Raw genomic sequence first — 17180 nt, 5'->3', positions numbered from 1 at the left:
CTGCAGGTTATCTGCTTCTTTTGCAACACCGACTCCTCGTTCAGTGTACGTAAGATCACCTCGATCTCGTCTGGCCACCATTTACCGCGGGGAGAACGCGCATCTCTAGGTTCGAGGGGAGGCCGTCGCCAGACCGTCAGCTATTGGGCAAATCTAGTGAGAAGAAGAAGTGACCCGTTGCAGCCCTCAGGTCCACTCAGTTGAGGACGGTGTCTAACAGCGTCAACTGGTATAACAGGTCAGTGACGGAGGCGTCGACGGATACCCGCTTCATTGTCTTGCCGGTCGGCTTCGTGCTGATAAGTGTTCACCATCCCCATTAGCAATGTCGACGACACAAACGGATGGCTGAACTGGATTGCCTCGGCCCATTTATTGTACTTATCCGCCAGCTCGCGTTCTAGACCGCCACCTTCGCCGCGCCAGTGAGCACCGCGTGCGTTGTAAAGGCCGGTGTGCGCGCCACGAGAAATCTCCTCGGACTGCAGCTCTTCCATAACATCGCGAACAGGCTCGCACGGCCAGTTTCCGTCAGCATCGGCGGGGGCGCTTGAAAATAGCTTGCCAAGGCAAATGTCACAAACTGTCAATCGGTCTAGTTCAGCCGCAAGCTTGCGAACCTCGCTTACCCACCTTGCTAGGTTCTCCTTTTTTAGGAGGCCCATCTTGTCGTAACCCGGTAACCGCTCGATGCCTTCAAGGAGTCGATACCCACGCATCGCCAAGTCCTCTCGCCCCTTTGGAGTGCGGAATTTCTCCGGGTCTTTCTGACCGTCGTTCCGGCGGTACGCCCAGACCAGCGCCTGCACATACATCTCCGGGTGCGTTTCAATGTAACGCTCAAGGTTCGGGATATGCTGTGTTTCGTTACCAAAGGCGCGGGACAAGACGTCGATATACGCGAACTCCAGCCCTGCCTTTTCTTCGAGCGTGACGTCGGCATTGCGATCCAGTAGTGAGAACGCGGTCTTAATGTCGTATTCTTGCAACTGATACTCGCCCGACTTATCATTGCCGTCCTTGGCTATGCCAGAGAGCATCCGATACAGGAGAGTCGGGCTGATCGCCTCAAGCTTGAAGTGCACGGCGGCAAAAGCAGCGCGTGGCCTTTCCGCCTTCAGCATACGCTCAACGGCTTCATTGTTCTCCCCCTCAGGCTCGAAGATCCATTCCGGGTTTACGTCCTGCCAGTAGCCATGGCGTCCGACTTCGGAAAGCGCATCGACAATTGCCCACGTTCCCGAATTGAAAGGTGACAGCAGCAAGAGCGTTAGCATGTCACCCTCCGAAAGCAATGACCTGACCGTCGCGAAAAAGGCAGCCCGGTCTTCGACCGTCATGGCGCGCAACGCGCCGAAAATCAGGTTCTTCCTCTCGGCCGATAAGTCGTTTGATCCCGGCTGAAGCGCCTCCACGATCAACCCGGTCTTATCGTCGCTGCCGAGGACGCTGCGGATCAGATGCCACCCGATCTGACTTTGCGCCTTGCCCTGTTCCGCAAGCGCGAATATACCATCCATACCTTGCTTGGTGAAAACCTCCTTCAAGGCGGCTACACGCAGTTGTTCGACTCGCTCCTCGCGCTTGCGAAAATCCAGTTCATCATCATCCAGTTCATCGGCAGATTCCTCGACCCATGACTGGCGAAAAAGCCATTCATGTTTGTTGGCAAGGTCGGTCGGCTCCATCGCTGCATAGACAGCCTTTGCCGTCTTGGTCAGTGTCGCGAAATCCTCATCCTTGGCTCTCCTGCGACCACGGTGGGACAAGACGGTGACCCGGATTTTTTCGCGCACCTTCGCAATGTCCGGATCGGAAGCGCTCCCCTTCCATGCCTCAATGAGCTTCCAGACACGCTCCTGGTCCTTATCGGCAAGGCTATGCAGCCGATCGACGAGGTCGCACAGCATATCTGCCGTATAGTTCGGGCGGGTAAGCGACACCTCGACCATCTCGCGAACGAACGCGTGAATGGGTCTCATGAACTTGAACGGCTCACCAAAACCGTAGCCGTCAGGACGCCATTTTGGCTTGTGGCCGTAATCGCCTACGCTGTTGCCGTAATGGCCGAACTGGTCGACGCAAACCTTCCAACCAACCGACGGAAACTTCTCCAACAGTGACATTAGCGCTTTCAGGCGCTGATCGTGGTCGGCCGCGGTCTGGGGCATCCATGCGCGAAAGATTGTTTCCAGCGACGCGATCGGCTTATTGCCATGATTGTCGTTGATTTCAACGCAGGCCAGTCGGCCAAGGATCAAGACCGCGCGCGCCAATGTTGCGGGGTTCCAAGCCAACCCTTCCAATGCCCACAGAGGCCCAACGCGCGAGCTATGGAATCCGAACAATCCCGCCTCGATCGGCTTGAGGATCGATATCGACGCCGGCTGTTCCGTCTTCAGGTCACGCTCGAAAATCTTCAGGAACGTGTCAGGGGCAGCTTCCGCATATACGGGAAGGTCACGCTCGTTGGCTTCGATCTTCCGCGTCGAAAGCGGCTCGAGCAGCGCCGTCACAAGCCTTGATGCAGCAACTTCGCCGTCGAAGCCGAGGCGCATCTTGAACAGGTGATTGCCATGAACGGCCAGCAACACCAACGTCTCCGAAATACCCTCGCGCAGTGCCCCCGAAAACTCCCGCTGCTTTCCATGCGACGCCGCCGCCCAACGCTCTTTTTCAGGTAGATCGAGCGCCGGATCATCCTCACCCAATACCACCTTGGCCAAGTCGAGGTATCGCTTAAGGTCGGCGTGGGTGATCAACTTGGCGATCGCAAACAGCGCATCGATTTTTGAAATGACCCCGCGATAGCCTCCGATGGACCACACCGGCGCGTCGTTAAGTGCCAGCAGTTCCTGAATGCGACGTTCCAATTCTTCGTAAGGTACGTCCCCTGCCAGCAGGCTTAGGGCAATCTGGTCTGACTCGTTGTCGGCATTCCATGCACCGACGAGCATAAGCGGCACCAACGAAGACGCGATCTTATTGTCCGCAGCCCATTCCGGCGTTCGGACGGCTTCGACATTGGACAACTGACGCCGAAGGACCGTTAACGAACGGCCGGATGCATTTGCGTGTTTCGTAATGTCGTCGCGGTCATACCCCATCGCTTCCAGCCCCACGCGGAATGCCTCGTAGCCAAGCGGCTCAAGGATGATGTGCGGTTCTGAATTCGTGGCGTTGCGCGGATAAAGGACGATCGATCGAAGTGAATTGGAATACGGTCCCAGCTCGCGCTCTACGTCGCGCGAATGAATGACCGCGATGAAGTCCTTCGACCCCTGCGCTAGTTTAGGCAAAATACCGACCTGATCGAACACTAGCGCGCGATCCCGACCAACGGTCAGCTCGGGATCGGAAAACAACTGACTCAAAAAGGCCAGCGCCTCTTCCGTGGAGTCGCCGGCGATAACCATCGGCTCCGACGCAGGCCGGGCAAGGAATTCCTTGAATTTATCCCGCGCGATATTAATCGCAGTTTTAAACAGACTGCCATCCAGTGCAGGTTTCGCGACATTGGCCCAATCACTCCAACATTTGTCTATCGACCGGACACCTTGCGATGGGCGCTCAGTTTCGTTGGCAAACCATGCCTGACCAGCAAGCGACTGCTCAATCCATTGCTCAAGATCGCTTGCATCGTAGGCACGGACATCCTTCCACTGCTTTTTAGCCTTCATTTCCGCGATCCAATTCGCTTTGCCCGGCCACCTGCGGGGCGTAACGAAAACAAACGTGATCTGATCGCGGTCAGCTTTTCGCTTGTAGGTCTTCACGTTCTTGGCGAAGTCACCGTTGGCCTTGGCTCTCGGGTCCTCGTTGACACCGAACTCCCAACCCGTGGTTCCAGCCGGAATCCAAGGCGTTCCATCCTTCGCTTCCGTCCAACCGTCCCAGCCGGCGCGCTCCGCATCGTCGTTGCCGGGGAAGTCGACCTTTTCGAGCCCGACCCCTGTGGAATTCACCAACGTTCTCAGAAAGACCGATAGTCGCGCTCTTGCTGGAATGTTGTGATCGACCCAATCGATGACGTCGTTGGCCTTGAAGCTCAGGAACGGGGGCACATATGCCCTAGCGCTCGTTGGCGCCGACTTCGTTTTCGTCCCAAGCGCGTCAACGGCAGCTTGCATCTCTAGGAGCGTCGCGGCAGGCATTCCAAATGCCGTCTCGATCCGCGCCGCCATGTCGGGGGTGGTCGAAACCTTCCCGTTCAGGAAATTCGATACACCAGGACGGCTGATGCCGATCAGTTTCGCCGCGTCGGTAACGCTGATCTTGCGGGGAATCAAATAGGTCGTTCGAACATGTTGACCGGGATGGATGGGCTCATTGGCCATGGGTGCTGCCGTCGAAAGTTTCCGCCAAGCATAGCGGATTGTAAGATGTAAGGCAACGCCTTACAATATGCCGAAAAGGCAGCGCTTCAACAAAAGTTTTAAGCACGGTTTTGGGATCGTACGTGCCGCACGAACCAAAAGAACCGCCACACCCCATCACCGGCGCGTTGCGGGAGGGCCACCTCAGTTAGCGGCATCCAATGTGAGCGTTTCTATTTGCCCTATTCGTCTTGGGAATCGCTGATCGTCCTCTGCCCCGTCATCTCCCTCCAGCCCAGCTCCAAAGCAACCCGCCGCGGCGCCTGCGGCGTCATGTCGAGCGTCCGCGCGAAATCATCCCGGACACCTACCCAGGTCGACCTCCGGCAGAGCTTCGATTTCTGCTTGGGGAAATCGCCCGGCCGCTTTGAGATTGTCAGATTGACCGGCACAAACAGCTAGCGGCGAACATCGCAGAGTTGCAATTCTGCGCTGGATATCTAGTGTAATAGCGTCGGCCAGGATGGTAGAATGATGTCAATCCACTCGTGAATGTAGCTCTACCCGATGATTGCAGATTTCTGGAACAGCGATCACAACCTTCCCGACGCGCTTGAAGCCGATGTCGAAACGTGGTTCGTGCTACCCTTGCTCGAAGCTCTTGGGCACGACCGGGCCAACGTCGCTTCGAAGGTTCCGATCAGAACGAGGATCGGGCACAATCAGCGTCCCGGCCGCAAACCGGAGGCGGACTTCGTCATTTATGCGGAGGCGCCGTTCGGACCGTCAACGTCGCTTGCCGTCGTTGAAACCAAGCGAACAAGCGAGCCATTGGATGACGACGCCAGGGAACAGGCGGAATCCTATGCCCGTATCTTTCTTGCACCGGTCGCTCTTCTGACAAATGGACGACAGCTGCAGATCTGGCAGTTGCAGCCGACCGTAGAAAGCACATGCGTCTTTAGTTGCGACGTTCCATCGCTCACGCAGCACCGGGCAGAAGTCGAAGACCTGCTCTCAGTTGAAGCACTCAAACAAAACTGTTCTGCACTCCAGTCGAAGCGGTTTGATCTCGCGGCCCGCGACCTTGGTGAATATGAGCGCAACCTCTTCGACGAAAAGACGGAGATAGCCGCGTCTTCTGTTGCGCGTGCTCTCTTGCACGCCGCTAGCGACCGGTCCGTGCAATCGGGCGACCTCCTGCGCGACTTTCCACGCGGCGCCATCATTACCGGCCCTTCGGCCTATGGCAAGACACGGCTGGGAGCAATGCTCCTAGTAAACGCTGTCGAGGAGCGCTGGGCTGAGCGGACCGCGAAATTGCCTTTTGACGTTTTTCTGCCCGATCTCGCGATGAGTAATAAGCGTCTCGATGGCTTCCTGGCTGAACACGTATCAGCCGCAAAGCCGGGCTACAGCGTGGCGTCGCTCGAACGCGATGCGCGCGAGAGCGGGTTGATCATCGTCGCCGACGGCTTCGAACGCGTGCCGCTCGATGATCGCCGAAGAGTGGAAGCGATGTTGCGCGTGTTCCTCCAACGCTTCCCGAAAACCCAGCTGTTCCTACTCTCGCGGTTTGCACCAGCAAACCCAGCCGAAATGCCTCTGCTGAAACTCCATGGCTATGGGCCGGTGCAGCTCAACGCTTTAACGAAGCTTCGCGGCATCTCGTTGCCAGGGATTGGCCATGCATTCCAGCAGGCGCCCGATCACATCACGCGCATGGCCGAAGTGCCGCAGATCGCCGACATGATCCTGGAGCAGTATTCCGCGGATGGACGCTACACCAACAGTATTGCCGACCTTTACGAACGCTGGTTGGACCGTCTGCTCTCCGCACAGACACAGGTCGTTCGGGCCCTCGACCGACGCTATCTGGCTGGGCTTGCCGATGCGACACGCGCCGGCCCGATCGGCATCGATGCAGCGCTTGCTCTTGCACCCTCTCCGGCCGATGCCCATGCGGCGCTCGAGAGGCTGGCGGACAACGACGCATTTAATGTCCGAGGCAGCACCATCGAACTCACACACGAGGGGCTGGCGGACTATCTGCGCGCCCTCCACGTATGGGAAACTGATCGCGCTTCCGGATCGAGCGATGATGACTTGATTGCCGCAGCAGACCCCGCGTCGCTCTTTCCCGTTCTTCTGGTGGCAACCGCGAGCAGCGCGCATGCTCGGGGCCGTGCGTGGAGAGCCATCGCGCGAAAGGATCTGCGGGCAGCAATCCGCAGCCTGCGCCTTGCTGCCGGTGAACCGTTTGATGACGAGGCGGCATCGTTCGATGAAGCCCTTCAGTTCTTTGCGGATATGAAGGAGACGATGACCATCCTGACCGAGACACATTTTACGCCGATCGCGCAATTGCTTATGGCCGAGATCGCTGGTGCTCCTGTCAGCGAGCTCGCAATCCACGGCTCGATTGCGGGAGGATATGTCGGATACGGCTTTCTTGATGGGCGCGATGCTGTCATTCCGATCGAAATTAGCAATCGCGGTGGCCGAATGCTCCGCCGTGCCCACGGTCATTCCCTCAAGCATTTCGGTTATGGCACTGAGAGTGGCCGCGTGCTTGGCATGCGGCATGTTCGCGACGCATTATACAAGCTTATTGCCGACCGCATGTTGGCAGGTGGCCCAGTCTGGACGGAGGAACTGGTGTTCGGGCGGCTGCGGCACCTGCACCGGTCTCTGAACCTGCGAGTGTCAGGCAACAATCTTCAGCTCGCCTATGACGTACTGATGAACCACCGCCATCAGGTCGTATCAAGTGGCGGGTTCACAAACGCACAACCATTCGCGATCAGTGATCTCCTGCGCGATATTCGCGAGACACTTGATCGTGGCGTCAGCGCACTGGAACCTTGGTGGCCCGATGCCGGCAAACTTGACCTGACAGTCCGCGACGATCAGGCACCGCTCGCGACGGCGCTCGACACTTATTTTCGTCGGATCCAGCTCGCCTATGGGGAGGTGGTCGATCTGAATTTTTTGAATCTGAAGCCATTCTTGCCGAACGCTGCCGTCCTGCCTCTCCGCTTCGAAGTCGAGGCAACAACAAGCACGCGTGGAGGTTGGAGCCATATCGGTATTCAACATCGCCGTTGGCCCGTTGCCTCGGTTGAACAAGCCGGCGCCGATGTCAGCTTTCCCGCCACGGAAACCAACTTTAACCGTCGACAGGCGATAGATGACTATGCTGCAAGGACGAGTGCTCTCCTAGAAAAGCTCAAGCGACCTGGAACGGGCCGGGTAAGTTGGGAAAGCTCGGTCCTTCCCGACTTCGACGGCCATCTGCCAGACCATGGCGGGCTGCCCGACGAAAGCATCATCGTCGCCAAAGCCATGTCCTGGCTGAAAGATGATTTCGATGAGCTCTTCTCCGAAACGAATTTCGGCCTCTGAACGTTGTCGGCCGCACAAGTTTGCTTGGCCCCGTCCGATCAGGCAGTGGTCACATCGAACTCGTGATGAGGTGCCTGTTTGTTGATTTCGATTGAGGCGAATAGGCTAGCAATCAGCGGTGGCTTCCTGCCGTGCATCTTTTGGAAGTCGTAGTCCGCTTTTGGCGAGATTTCTTTCGAAAATACCTCCCTTCGCCGGACCTCCCCGTGAGCGTGTAGCGCGTCGATTGACGCCATGTCGCAACGCGACACTTCCATTTCTGATATGTGCAAGAAACTCAGCATCGAGTGCTGTGCTTGCAATCTGATCACATTAAGCTCTCGGGAGAGGAGTAAAAAGCTCCCGAATGATTGTTGTCACCATCTGAAACGTCGTCAGGAACATGGGTGGGTTTAACACGATATCACTGCCGTGCATGAACGTGTTGCGCATGTGGCTAAGGTAATCGATCTTTGACTGAATCAGACCCTGAGCTTTTGCCGTCTTCAGAAGCTCATTGAGCATCGCTGGCTTCGGCCTGCCGCGCTTATCGACACGCCCAGCGAACTGCGCGCCTATCCTTTCTCGCAGCGCCAGCTCTAAGCAAGGAAAGGTCTGCGCTGTCGCCATGGTCAAAAGGTCGTAGGAGAAGTAAGCGAAAATGTAGGCGTGCCGCACCGCGTCGTGTGCTCGGTGCACGCTCTGGGGCGCGGTCTCAGGGATCTCGCAGCCGACCATATCCAAATACAGCTATTCGAGGCTGCTTCCGACAAAGCCCGCGGTCCCGCCGAAATACGGGTCAGCCCTTGTCAGATCTTCGGCACGGTCTTTCTCTCCTTGGTACGGTCAATGTCATAGGGCACAATTGGAAAGCGACAAACCGATAGCGTGCGGGTGTCACAGCGTTCCCCACGCCCGAAACCTCCCCCTCCCAGTCATCTCCCTCAAGCCCAGCTCCAAAACCATCCGCCGCGCCGCCTGCGGCGTCACCTCGAGCGTCTTCGCCACCATCTTGGCCGACACCAATGGCCTCGCCATCATCAGTTCGACCAACTCCGGCAACTTTGAAGACGTTCGTCTTCCCGACAATTTTCGTTCCATCATCTGACGAGCCAATGCCAGCCGGTCGTGTTCCTTGAGCCCGATCTCGGCAGCCGCGATCAGTCCCTGCGCGATGGCAAGCAGCCGGGTCTCGCGGTCTCGATGCCGGCGCCGATCGACAGGAATGGTTTTCAGGCCGAGGTTGATGGCCGCGAGATGGGCGCCGGACGTGACGCCGGCCTGGCGCAGGATGGAGGCGGCAAATAGCCGGCCGAGCCAGGGCGCATGCTGCAGGACGGCCAGCTCGTTCCAGGCATCGAGGGCGACGATCGCCTGCAGCACCGCCGGCAAATTTTCCGCCTGTCGCAACACGCCACGCCATTCGTCGAGCCGCGCGTCCTCGTCCCAGTCGAGATCGTAGACCAGCGGATCGGCCGGAGCCCGGCCGGGATTGCTGGCTCGTTCGATCGCGGCGTCAGAGCGCGCGAGGATCGCATCGATGGCGGCATAGTCGACGCCGGATAGGTTCTCTGCGTCATCACCATCCCCCTCCCCTTCCGGATCGATGGCGACCGCGGGCCGAATGACGCCGCCTGGCTGCCCCGCCTCAGCGCCGACCGGATTGATGTCCGACGTCTGTCGCAAATTTCGGATACCCTCGGTCGATAACGCCCAATCCGGTGACTGGCCAGCAATGCGCCGGCGGGTCCGTAAAACGTCGCGAGCGATGGTGAGTTCGTGGGTGGGGGTGCGGATATCGCGGGTGGCGTCGTGGAGGACGAGGTCTTCGAGATGGACGAGTTCGCCGTCGATCCACAGCGAGGCGCAGGCGTCAGCGAAATGGGACCGTTCGATCCATCCCTGCCCGACCGGTGAGCGGGCGATGCGTTCGTCCAGACGCGCAAGCGCGATGCCGGCGTCGAAAGCCGGCTTCATCAGGGTTGTCATACTGATTTTCGCGAGATCGTAAGCCATTGAAATCATGGTAAACGATTTGCTAAAGGAACTCTATATCAATACTCTGGTTCCTCACATGGTACGATTGCTGGTTGACGCTATAACCATCGATAAGTAGCTCTTATCGGAAGTGATACGTACAGATGGATTGTACGCACGGGTTTACGGTGCTATCGTGCAGCTTGAGAGGCAAAATCGGAGCGCACGATGTCCCAGACCAGCTATAAGATCAGCGAAGCGCGGAAAAATTTCGCCGAGGTGCTCGAGCGCGCCAACCAGGGCGAAGAAATCATTATCATGCGGGGCAGTGAGATCTATGCCCGCATCGGCCCAGCCGATGGCGGCAAGCGCCCCTTCGGCTTGCTGCGCCAGCGCGGCCTGCCCGACGACCTGTTCGACGAGGTCGATGCCGAACAAGTGGCAATCGACGCCGGCGACTGGAACGATGATGTCGGCGTCTGGCAGGGTGGTCCATCCGACCGCCAGTCCCAGCCATGAAGATTCTGCTCGACAGCCACGCTGTCTACTGGTGGACAATCGGCAGCGAGCGGCTGTCCGGGATGGCCCGGTCGCTGATCGAGGACAAGGCCAACAGCGTCCTCGTCAGCGCCGTGTCCTTCTACGAGCTCGACAACAAGATGCGTTTGAAAAAGCTCGATCTTAGGCCGCAGGAACTGCGCGCTGCCGTCGCTGACAGTGGCCTACAGACACTTGCCATCACCGACCTGCACGCCGAACTGGCGGCAAGCTTCGACTGGGATCACCGCGATCCCTGGGACCGCATTCTCGCCGCCCAGACGCGGTTGGAACATTGTGCCTTCGTGTCGCTCGACACCGCCTTCGATGCGGTGCTGCACGAACGGGTATGGTAAGGAGGTTGGTGATGATGATATTCGCTGATGTCCAGGAAGCCGCGGAACGCTTGGAGGAGCTCATCGAATTGGCCCGTCAGGACGAGGTCTATGTGTGCCGGGACGGACGACCTGTTGCAAGGCTCACCGCGTTTTCTTCGAGCCCTGTTCTCGGATCTGACCAGCCCACGAAGAGCCTTGCCGACGGGGTAGCGGCCGCTTCAGCCAGCAGGATCGCCGAGGCCGGAAGACCTTCTTCGCTCGATGATGTCTGGGCTATTGCTGCGACAGGCAGGCCGAAAGACGTGGATCCGACGTCCGCGCACGATGACTTCTACGACGCAGACGGCGCGCCGCGATGAGTGTCACGCATTCTGCATCCGTCACCAGCCGCGCCGAGGCCCTGGACACCATCGCAGCCGTGCTGCCGATCGACCGCCGTGACAAGCTCGCCGAGCTCTTGACCGACCAGGATGTCGAGACGCTGCGGCATCTCGTCAATGCCGGTATGGGCGACAACACGCTGCGGGCACTGACCTCCGACCTCGCCTATCTCGAAGCCTGGTCGCTTGCGGCGACGGGTAGCGCCCTGCCCTGGCCAGCGGCGGAGGCGCTGCTGCTTAAATTTGTCGCCCACCATCTGTGGGATCCGCAACGGCGCGAAAACGACCCCGAGCATGGCATGCCGGCCGATGTCGAAGACGTCTTGCGCTTTCGCGGCTTCCTGAGGTCTCTGGGGCCACACGCACCCGACACGGTGCGGCGGCGCCTCGCCAATGGTCGACGCTGACCAAATGGCGCGGCCTCGACGGCGCCTTCACCTCCCCTGCCCTGAAGTCGGCGATCCGGCTGGCGGTGCGCGCCGTGCCGCGGCCACGCCGCCGCAAAAGCGCCAAGGCGGTCACCGGCGAGGTGCTGGCCAGGCTGCTCGCGACCTGCAGGAGTGACAGTTTGCGCGACGTTCGCGATCGGGCGATCCTAATGGTCGCCTTCGCCTCCGGCGGTCGTCGTCGCAGCGAAGTCGCGGGTCTGCGCCGGGAGCAACTGACGGTCGAGGCGCCGGTCACCGGTGAGGACGACATCCCCCTCCCCTCGCTCACCATCCATCTTGGCCGCACCAAGAATTCCGGTGCCAGCCAGGACGAGGTCGTCTATCTGACCGGCCGGCCGGTGGACGCGCTGAATGCCTGGTTGACGGCTGCAAAAGTCGACGGCGGCAGCGTGTTTCGAGCGATCGATCGCTGGGGCAATGTATCCCGACGGGCGCTCGACCCAAAAGCGGTCAACGATATCGTCAAGCGGCGGGTGGCAGAGGCTGGGCTGGAGCCTGGGGAGTTTTCGGCGCATGGACTTCGGTCGGGCTATCTGACGGAGGCTGCGAACCGCGGCATCCCGCTTCCCGAAGCCATGGAGCAATCGCGCCACCGCTCTGTGCAGCAGGCATCCAGCTACTATAACAACGCTACGCGGCGAAGCGGTCGCGCTGCTCAAATGCTCTAGGTGGCTCCATCTAAATGTCCGGTAATTTATCGGACATTATTCGACAGGCTTGAAAATGAAGAAGATTGCGCATAGAAATCTAGAAAGAACGCTATTTTTCTAGACGGAAATTATCGGAATGAGCCTCAGCATCAAGGATCCGGAAGCCCATCGCTTGGCGCAGGCGATCTCCCACGCCACGGGAGAGAGCATGACCCGCGTTGTCACCGAGGCGCTGCGCGAGCGGTTCGCGAAGATCGAACGGCGAAAGGGGCGTGCCAGCGTCGAGGAGCTCCTGGCGATCGCCGATCGCGCCGCAGCGCACGTCAAACGCCCCTATGTCGACCATGCCGAGTTCCTTTACGACGAGAACGGCCTGCCGAAATGATCATCGATACCTCGGCCCTGGTCGCAATCCTCTACCGTGAGCCCGAGGCGGCGAGTTTCGTTAAGATCATCCATGACGCGGAGCTCACGCGGATCAGCGTCGCCAATTACGTCGAGTTGTCGATGGTGGTCGAGGGTCAGCTCGGCCCCGACGGCATGCGCCAGGCCGAGGCCTTCTTCCGGCGCGCCGGCATCATCATCGAGCCTGTCACGCTCGAGCATGGCGAATTGGCAAGGCAGGCGTTTCTCGATTTCGGACAAGGTCGTCACAAGGCCGGTCTCAACTTTGGCGACTGCTTTGCCTATGCTCTGGCGAAAGCGTCCGGCGAGCCGCTGCTGTTCAAGGGCAACGATTTCGCTCAAACCGATGTCCGGGCGGCGTGATCATGGCGGAAGAGAGACTGCAGTCAGGAGTTGAGGCCCTACCGCCTGCGAATGAGCCCCTCCCCTGCCGCTGCCGCGATGGCTTTTCGCCCGTTGTTGCGTCCGGCGCAGCCGGCTTGGTGGATGGCACCCTCTTCGGCCTCTTCTTGGCACGAGAAGATTTTCCGCTGCCCCGATCGATGTCACGGGTGAAGGTATCCCACGATACGGTGTGGCAGTTCCTGCGGCGTGAGGGATTGCGGTTCAAAAAAACACTGTTCGCCCTTGACCGGGCGCGCGCTGACGTCGCGCAACGGCGACAGCGCTGGCGATCCTGGCAGTCTGGCCTCGATCCAAGACGGCTGGTCTTTATCGATGAAACCTGGATCAAGATCAACATGGCGGCGCTTCGAGGGTGGGGGCCGAAGGGCAAACGCCTGCGCAGCTTCGCCCCGCACGGACATTGGCGCACCCTGACTTTCCTCGGCGCGTTGCGCTGCGATCGGCTCACCGCACCCTGTGTCTTCGATGGACTCGATCAAGGGTGAGTGCTTTCGCGCCTATGTCGAGCAGCAACTCGTACCAGTGCTCAAACCCGGCGACATCGTCGTGATGGATAATCTCGTAGCAGCCTGCAGAGTTTTGCCCGAGCTTAGCTATCTATCGGCGCCGCCCGCACGGAGCCGAAGGCCTATCCAACTTTCCGCCCGGCCGGCGCATTTGCCCGCAGAAGCGCCATCAGCATTGGGCCGATCGCGAATTCGCCCTTTTCGCTTCGCCGCGTCAGGCCACGCAGATAGCCCCCGGCCGAATTGATGTGGCCACCTCGCTCCAGGATGCATGCCATCACGGTCGCGGCGTTTTCCGGACCCATCACATTGGCGGCCTCTTCGTAGGCCGATGGACTGACGCCCAGCATCGATCGAACGATGACGGCTGCGGCCATCAGATCGCGCCAGTTGCGGATTAAGCCATCTGGCCCATAGGCAAGGATTTCCGGGCAGGCTTGCAGAACCAGGCCGAGCGGGAAGGCTTTCAGTCCGCCACCATCATTGCGGACCCCCGGCCGTCGACTTTGCTCTTCCTCCGTCTGCGCGAAGGGATGGCCTGTCTCACCCCTTCCCTTCGCGGCCGTCACGGTCCCTCGGTCGTTGTCTGGCTCAGCTGTCGCGCCCTGCTTCGTTTCGAAGCCTGGTTCAACTTCAGAAATAGATTCGGGATTTGAATTCTGTATGTGACGCTCGATATAATCGGCATTGCCGCGCTGTTTTGTTGATTTAACCTGAATTTCCAGCTGGTTAAGGATATTTGTCCGCAGGCCCGTCAATTCATCCAGCAACAGTTCAAGCTGTGCTGTCGTCGGCGATCGCGGCAGGCCTTCGATCAGGTCCCGGAATTCGCGGTATAGGCCTTGCCAATCCCCAGGGATCTCTTCTTCAACGGCCGCTTCGATCAGTTTTGCAATGTCACGGCGGCAAAGGGTGATGCGTTCACGCAGACGCTGGACATGCAGCCGCTCAGCCATAACCTCGGCCGCGAGCTGTTCGATCTCGTCGGCACGGGCAAGCAGCGGCGCCAGCGAGAAGCCGAACGCCTCGTCGACCTCCCCTGCCCTGTCCCTGCGGACGTAACGCTTGCCGTTGGGGCTATCCTTGCGCAGCAGAAGACCTGCGTCGACGAGCGCGGCGAGATGACGCCGCACCGTCTGTTCGGCCATGCCATGCGTTCTGAGCGAAAGCTGGATATTCGACGGGAAGACGATCAAACCGTTTCCCTGGGCCAGTTCGTTCTTCGGATAAAAGCTCAAAAGCGCGTTGAGCACGGCAAGCGCCCGATCGCCAATGCCGAGCAGCGGCTTTGCTTCGCACAGCGCGCGAAACAATTTCCACTTATCGACAGACTGATCCGGTTTGATCTCCCCAGCCATGACCTGGCTTGCAAGCATGCCAAGCGTCATCGACCGCCGCCCGAAGGGCGTCGTTACACTTCCGGTTTCCATATCTTCCACCTCAACGAGGCAAAAGAAATCCGCTCACCAAAACGGCGCCAAAAACTCTTGACAGCGATTCTCGGAAGTGCGATTCTCGGAGGTGTTCAGGACTACGAGGAAAGCTTCCGCGACGGTGACGTTCGGGGGCTTTTTTCTTTTGCGCGTTATCTCCTATCCGAATTGTCAGCTGACAACCGGCCTAACTGCCTCATTTTCCCTCATTTTCCTCTTCGAACTCGGCGGCGAGGCCTACCAACCGCTGAGCCAGGAATTCCGAAAACGCCGCCGATTTGACGGTGATGCGAAAGGTTTTGCCGGACCGGGCCACCAAAGCAAGCGGAGCGCCGCCTTGGGTCCGGAGCGTCTGCTCGGCCCGCTGAGGTGCACTCTTCTCCTCTACCGCCTTCCAGATGACATCGAAGCGGCTGTTGGTCTCCAACGTCACGAAACCAGCAGCTCTGATGGCAGCCTGCGCCTTTTTCTGCCCGCCCGTCTCCCTGAATTTCTCGGCAAACGCCAACCAGCGCGGGCGTCCGACCTTGGGGGCCGGCCCGATGGCGAGAATGATCTCGGGATCGATCGTCTGAGCCACCTGCAGGAGCCTTGACGTTTCCGGCTTGTCTGTCGCCAGCGCCTTGGAAATCATGTCACGGCTGAAGCCATGCTCGTCCATGCGGCGTGCAAACAGTGCCCGCTCTATAAAACTCAAGTCGACACGCGGGCCATTCTCCTGACCCTGTGCGAGGATCAGCTCTTCATCGGTGAGCTTACGTACAACGGCCTTAACAGGAACCCCGATCTCTGCTGCCGCCCGCAGGCGCCGGTGGCCATAGGCGGCCTGGTAGTGCCCGGCCCTTGCCGGGTCCGGCCGCACCAGAATCGGAACCTGCTGTCCGCTTTCCTGGATAGACTGCTTCAATCGCTCGAACTCGGCATCCTTGTCGACCGGGATGCGGTCGCGGATGAAGGACATTTCGACCGCAGCCGGATCGATCTCCAGCACCTTGTCGCCGGAAGCCAGCGATTCCCGCAGTGCCTTAGCGGCGGCTGCTTCCTCTCCCAGCCGTCCAAGTGACAGGTTCATCGCCTTGACCGCTCCCGAAGGCCGATGCGGCTGTTGCACGCTTGGCACGTCCGGCCGTGTCGGTTCGACAGCGCCGACCATGCTCTTCAGGATGTCGCGTCCTTTTGGGCTCATGTCCTGCTCCATGCACTACGAATGAGTTGCTCGACCTCGGCATTGACGCTGTCGACGGATTCCACCCCGCGGTCATAGGTCTGGCGATGCATCGTGTCGCGTCCGGCCTCGTAGATCGTCTGTTTCGACAGGCCAGCATCCGAGACCGCTGTCGACTTGACCATCATCGAGGTCAGCACACGCTCGCCAAACAGGCTGCGCAGGAAGGCAACGATCTGCGCCTGCGGTCCATCATTGGACTCATAGCGGGTGACCAGATAGCGCATCCAGTCGTAATCAAGATTGCCGCCTGCCTGCTTGACCACGGCCAGAAGGTCGGAGGTCATCGTCAGGAACTGGTTCATCGACGCAACGTCGAGCATCTGCGGATGGACGGTGATAAGGACGGAGGTAGCGGCACAAAGAGCAGAGAGCGTCAGAAAGCCGAGGGTGGGGGGGCAATCGATGATGACGACATCGTAGCTCTGCTCCAGCGAATGCAGCGCATTGCCGACCCGCATGAAGAACATGTCCTTGTCGTCGCGGTTGGTGTCGGCGAGCGCCTTTGGCGTATCGTGTTCGAACTCGTGCAGTTCGAGATTGCCGGGAATGAGATCGAGCCCCGGAAAATAGGTCTGGCGAACGATGTCGGCTACGTCGCGGCGCGTTTCGTCATATTTGATGGCACCATAAAGCGTCTCGTTTTCGCCGACGTCAAATTCGGGTTGATATCCGAGCATCGCCGACATCGACGCCTGCGGATCGAGGTCGACGGCGAGCACGCGGTAGCCGCGAAGAGCCAGGAACTGCGCCAGGTGGATGGATGTCGTCGTCTTGCCGGAGCCACCTTTGAAATTGGTGACGGCGATCACCTGGAGATGGTCACCCGGCCGGCGCATCGGCAGATAGGACGGTTTGGTGCGCCCGAGATGGTGGCGCATCGCATGGATTTCCTCAAGCGAGAAGACCCGTCGACCGGCCGCCGTCTTTTCCGGATTGATGCTTTCCACCTGGGCGGCAAGGTGGCGAACATAGCTGTCCGTAACGCCGAGCAGTTTGGCAGTCTCGGTGCTGCTGAACCGCCGTAGCGATTTGCGGGCGTCGGGCGAAAACAACCGCTCGAACAGCACCTGCAATTGGCTGCTGAGCATCGTCGAGTCCTGCGCGATCGTCTCGTCGATCGAGACTCGACTCGCTCTCTTGGCTTTCTCAACAATCGCGGCCTTAGTCGGCAT

12 protein-coding genes and 2 pseudogenes are annotated in these 17180 nt (G+C 59.3%); 8 read left to right on the top strand and 6 right to left on the bottom strand.

Translation table 11 applies throughout. The annotated features are described in order from the left end of the window. Positions 1-239: 239 nt before the first annotated feature. The gene (locus AC25BC_RS34475) at positions 240-4337 is read right to left on the bottom strand and encodes a HigA family addiction module antitoxin (RefSeq protein ID WP_128438885.1); all 4098 of its coding nucleotides are present in this window, start codon (positions 4335-4337) and stop codon (positions 240-242) included. A gap of 546 nt (positions 4338-4883) precedes the next feature. Between AC25BC_RS34475 and AC25BC_RS34470 the strand changes: the two genes are divergently transcribed. Beyond that, positions 4884-7721, top strand: a complete 2838-nt coding sequence (locus AC25BC_RS34470) for a type I restriction enzyme HsdR N-terminal domain-containing protein (RefSeq protein ID WP_128438886.1) — start codon at positions 4884-4886, stop codon at positions 7719-7721. A 312-nt stretch (positions 7722-8033) separates the two neighbouring features. Here AC25BC_RS34470 and AC25BC_RS34465 read toward each other — a convergent pair whose 3' ends face one another. Both AC25BC_RS34465 and AC25BC_RS34460 read right to left on the bottom strand, forming a co-directional pair. Then, positions 8034-8444: a hypothetical protein gene (locus AC25BC_RS34465; RefSeq protein WP_128438887.1), complete on the bottom strand. Its 411-nt coding sequence runs from the start codon at positions 8442-8444 to the stop codon at positions 8034-8036. A gap of 153 nt (positions 8445-8597) precedes the next feature. After that, positions 8598-9725 (bottom strand): RHE_PE00001 family protein, encoded by a 1128-nt coding sequence (locus tag AC25BC_RS34460; RefSeq protein WP_164902999.1) that lies wholly within the window; start codon positions 9723-9725, stop codon positions 8598-8600. Positions 9726-9905: 180 nt separating this feature from the next. On the opposite strand from AC25BC_RS34460, the gene AC25BC_RS34455 reads away from it, so the two are divergent. The 7 genes and pseudogenes from AC25BC_RS34455 to AC25BC_RS34425 form a co-directional block, all read left to right on the top strand. Next, positions 9906-10196 (top strand): type II toxin-antitoxin system Phd/YefM family antitoxin, encoded by a 291-nt coding sequence (locus tag AC25BC_RS34455; protein ID WP_128438889.1) that lies wholly within the window; start codon positions 9906-9908, stop codon positions 10194-10196. Beyond that, positions 10193-10570: a type II toxin-antitoxin system VapC family toxin gene (locus AC25BC_RS34450; RefSeq protein ID WP_003555245.1), complete on the top strand. Its 378-nt coding sequence runs from the start codon at positions 10193-10195 to the stop codon at positions 10568-10570. Before AC25BC_RS34455 ends, AC25BC_RS34450 begins: the two co-directional genes overlap by 4 nt. Positions 10571-10581: 11 nt before the next feature. Then, positions 10582-10911, top strand: a complete 330-nt coding sequence (locus AC25BC_RS34445; protein ID WP_128438890.1) for a type II toxin-antitoxin system Phd/YefM family antitoxin — start codon at positions 10582-10584, stop codon at positions 10909-10911. After that, positions 10908-12049: pseudogene (locus AC25BC_RS34440) on the top strand (site-specific integrase). Before AC25BC_RS34445 ends, AC25BC_RS34440 begins: the two are co-directional and overlap by 4 nt. A 118-nt stretch (positions 12050-12167) precedes the next feature. Continuing rightward, on the top strand, positions 12168-12416 hold the full coding sequence (locus AC25BC_RS34435) for a type II toxin-antitoxin system VapB family antitoxin (protein ID WP_003555240.1): 249 nt from the start codon (positions 12168-12170) through the stop codon (positions 12414-12416). Continuing rightward, positions 12413-12799: a type II toxin-antitoxin system VapC family toxin gene (locus tag AC25BC_RS34430; protein WP_128406754.1), complete on the top strand. Its 387-nt coding sequence runs from the start codon at positions 12413-12415 to the stop codon at positions 12797-12799. Before AC25BC_RS34435 ends, AC25BC_RS34430 begins: the two co-directional genes overlap by 4 nt. A gap of 188 nt (positions 12800-12987) precedes the next feature. Next, positions 12988-13402: pseudogene (locus AC25BC_RS34425) on the top strand (transposase); the annotation flags it as partial. Between the two features lie 67 nt (positions 13403-13469). Here the strand turns inward: AC25BC_RS34425 and repC are convergent. From repC to repA, 3 genes are all read right to left on the bottom strand, one after another. Beyond that, positions 13470-14777 carry a plasmid replication protein RepC gene (repC, locus tag AC25BC_RS34420; protein ID WP_128438891.1) on the bottom strand — a complete coding sequence of 436 codons (1308 nt, stop codon included), beginning with the start codon at positions 14775-14777 and terminating at the stop codon, positions 13470-13472. Between the two features lie 199 nt (positions 14778-14976). Beyond that, a complete protein-coding gene (gene repB, locus AC25BC_RS34415; protein WP_003555234.1) occupies positions 14977-15966 on the bottom strand; it encodes a plasmid partitioning protein RepB in 990 nt (329 codons plus the stop codon). Continuing rightward, a complete protein-coding gene (repA, locus tag AC25BC_RS34410) occupies positions 15963-17180 on the bottom strand; it encodes a plasmid partitioning protein RepA (RefSeq protein WP_003555232.1) in 1218 nt (405 codons plus the stop codon). Before repA ends, repB begins: the two co-directional genes overlap by 4 nt.

The organism is Rhizobium sp. WSM409, assembly GCF_057653825.1.
This window is presented reverse-complemented; position numbering and strand designations above follow the sequence as displayed.